Here is a 3,313-nt window from a genome sequence, read left to right as displayed (position 1 = left end):
CGAACTCGCCCACCACCGGGATGAACACCAGCATGCAGCCGGCGATGATGCCGTTTTTGGCCAGCGGCACGGTGATCTTCCAGAAGTTGTTGAAGTTGCTCGACCCCAGGTCCTGCGCGGCCTCAAGCAGACTGCCGTCGTGCTTGACCAGGTTGGCGTAGAGCGGCAGCACCATGAACGGCAAGTACGCATACACGACACCGATATAGACCGCCGTGTTGGTGTTGAGGATCTCGATCGGGTGATCGGTCAGCCCCGTCCACATCAGGAACGCATTGAGCAGGCCGTTGTTGCTGAGGATGCCCATCCACGCGTATACGCGGATCAGGATCGCGGTCCAGGTCGGCATCATGATCAGCAGCAACAGCACGTTCTGCGCTTCCTTGCTGGCCTTGGTGATCGCGTAGGCCATCGGGAAACCGATCACCAGGCACATCAGCGTGCTGAGCAGCGCGACCTTCAGCGAACCGAGGTAGGCCGACAGGTACAGCTCGTCTTCGCCGAGCATGCTGTAGTTGCCGATGTTGAGGAACAGCTGGAATTTCTGCTCGGCGTAGGTGTAGATCTCCGAGTAGGGCGGAATCGACAGGGCCGCTTCCGAGAAACTGATCTTCATCACCAAAAAGAACGGCAGCATGAAGAACAGGAACAGCCAGATGAAAGGAATCCCGATGACGAACTTGCGTCCGCTGGGCACCCACCGCATGACCCGCTGATTGAGAGTGCTCATGAGCGCAGCACCACGCCGCTGTCGTCTTCCCACCACACATAGACCTTGTCGTCCCAGGTCGGCCGCGCGCCGCGGCGTTCGGCGTTGGCCATGAACGACTGGACGATCTTGCCGCCGGGCAGCTCGACGTAGAACACCGAATGGCCGCCGAGGTAGGCGATGTCGTGCACCTTGCCTTCGGACCAGTTGTAGCGGGCTTCGGGCTTGAGGGAGCTGACCAGCATCTTTTCCGGGCGGATCGCGTAGGTGATCGACTTGTCCTGCACCGAGGTGCTGACGCCGTGGCCGACGTAGATCTTCTGCGCAAGGTCGGGGCTGTGAATGATCGCGTGGCCTTCGAGGTCTTCCACCACGGTGCCGTCGAAGGCGTTCACGTTGCCGATGAATTCGCAGACCATGCGGTTGACCGGTGCCTCATAGATGTCCACCGGGCTGCCGACCTGGGCGATCCAGCCCAGGTGCATGATCGCGATGCGCTCGGCCATGGTCATGGCCTCTTCCTGGTCGTGGGTCACCATCACGCAGGTCACGCCGACGCGCTCGATGATCTCCACCAGTTCCAGCTGCATCTGCGAGCGCAGCTTCTTGTCCAGCGCGCCCATCGGTTCGTCGAGCAGCAGCAGCTTCGGCCGCTTGGCCAGCGATCGGGCCAGGGCCACGCGCTGACGCTGGCCGCCGGACAGCTGGTGCGGCTTGCGCTTGGCGTATTGGGTCATGTGCACCAGGCGCAGCATCTCTTCGACGCGGGCGTCGATCTCGCTGGCCGGCAAACGGTCCTGCTTGAGGCCGAAGGCGATGTTCTGCGCCACCGTCATGTGCGGGAACAGCGCATAGGACTGGAACATCATGTTGATCGGTCGTTCGTACGGCGGTATGTCGGTGATGTCCACGCCGTCGAGCAGGATCCGCCCGTCGGTGGGACGCTCGAACCCGGCGAGCATGCGCAGCAGGGTCGACTTGCCGGAACCCGAGCCGCCGAGCAGGGCAAAGATCTCGCCCTGATGGATCTCCAGGGACACGTCGTCCACGGCGGTGGTTTCGTCGAATTTCTTGGTGACGCGATCGACTTTCACCAGAACCTTCTTCGGTTGCTGATGACCTTCAAGGGCCTTCCTGTAAGTGCTGGAGGCGTTTGCCATGTGAAACTCCCAACAGGTTTCAGTCGCCGGGCCAAATGGCCTGGCTCAAAAGTGGATTGCAGATCGTTTGGAGTCATTCCTCTCGGACCGCATCCCCCTGTGGGAGCTGGCTTGCCAGCGATGAGGCCATCACCCTCGACATTGAGGGTGACTGACCCGCCGCCATCGCTGGCAAGCCAGCTCCCACAGGGTTTTGCATCGATCCGATTGCCGACACTCCTGCCGATCCGGCTTGTTCGGCGCCGCCGTCCTGGCTGCCTGGTCGTACTTGTTGTTATTGCGGTTTCGTTGTTTTCACGGGTGACGGATGTGCACACGCGCAGCCGCCGCTCCCGTGGGGGCAGTAAAGGGTTTTGCGTCTACGGGGAGGTCAGCGCTGGTGGCGCCGCGCCGCTCGTTGCCGGCACGCCGCGCCGAACGCCTGGAAAATCTTCAGGTAGGGCGGGTTGTCCAGCACCTGCCACTCCGGATGCCACTGCACGCCGACGGCGAACGTCGGGCTGTGCTCGACCGACACCGCCTCGATCAGGCCGTCCGGCGCCACCGCTTCGGCGCGCAGGCCGGGGGCGAGGCGGTCGATGCCTTGGCTGTGGATGGAGTTGACCTGGAATTCGCCCGGCAGCTCCAGCGCCTCGAACACGCCGCCGGCCAGCACCGTCACGGCATGGGCCGGGGCGTACTGCACGGCGACATCCGGGCTGTCGGCTTCGCGGTGGTCGAGCATGCCCGGCAGTTCATGCACCTTCTGGTGCAGGCTGCCGCCGAAGGCCACGTTCATTTCCTGGAAGCCGCGGCAGATGCCGAGCACCGGAACGCCCGCCGCAATGGCCGCACGCAGGAGGGGAAGGGTGGTGGCGTCCCGCGCCGGATCGTGATCCGTGCCGGGGGCGCTGGCCGGGCCCTGATAGTGGAAGGGTTCCACGTTGGAGGGCGAGCCGGTGAGCAGCAGGCCGTCGAGCTGACCGAGCAGGTCGCCGATTTCCGTCAGTTCACCCAGGGAAGGAATGACCACCGGCAGCCCCTGCGCCGCGACGCTGACAGCACGCACGTACTTGTCGCCGCTGATGTGGTAGGGGTGCAGGCCGATCTGTTTGACGCACGCAGTAACGCCGATCAATGGCTTGAATGCCATTTTTATTCACCTCGAAGTTTGACACTTGAACGAGCTTTTCCGGAGCTTAGCCGCGTTTATTTTAATTAACAACTGCCATGTAAAAAATTCTAAACGCCGTTCATCCAATCTTCAGGATTTCCGCCGCTCTGGCGCCTGCGTCGGCATGGGAATGTTAAAAAAAGCCCGAAAAATAAACGCTGAACGGCCCTGTGTTCGCTATTGACTTCACTTTGCCGTTCGGGTTGACTGGCTCCGCGAAACAGCAGTGAACATAATAATTAACAGCTGCCATGTAAAAAATTCTAAACGCCGTTCATCCAATCTTCAGGA

At 61.6% G+C, this 3,313-nt stretch carries 3 protein-coding genes; all 3 read right to left on the bottom strand.

What is annotated here, in order from left to right; all coding sequences use genetic code 11:
* Positions 1-730, bottom strand: a 730-nt coding sequence (locus ACIP0B_RS28165) for a putrescine ABC transporter permease PotH (RefSeq protein ID WP_400838416.1), incomplete at its 3' end; no start/stop codon positions are given.
* Positions 727-1,869, bottom strand: coding sequence for an ABC transporter ATP-binding protein (locus ACIP0B_RS28160; protein ID WP_400838413.1), 1,143 nt, complete (start codon positions 1,867-1,869; stop codon positions 727-729). The genes ACIP0B_RS28165 and ACIP0B_RS28160, both read right to left, overlap by 4 nt.
* Before the next feature lie 370 nt (positions 1,870-2,239).
* Positions 2,240-3,001 (bottom strand): gamma-glutamyl-gamma-aminobutyrate hydrolase family protein, encoded by a 762-nt coding sequence (locus tag ACIP0B_RS28155; RefSeq protein ID WP_400838410.1) that lies wholly within the window; start codon positions 2,999-3,001, stop codon positions 2,240-2,242.
* Between the last annotated feature and the right edge of the window lie 312 nt (positions 3,002-3,313).

This window comes from Pseudomonas sp. NPDC089534 (genome assembly GCF_044749305.1).
Taxonomy (GTDB): Bacteria; Pseudomonadota; Gammaproteobacteria; order Pseudomonadales; family Pseudomonadaceae; genus Aquipseudomonas; species Aquipseudomonas ekonensis.
This window is presented reverse-complemented; position numbering and strand designations above follow the sequence as displayed.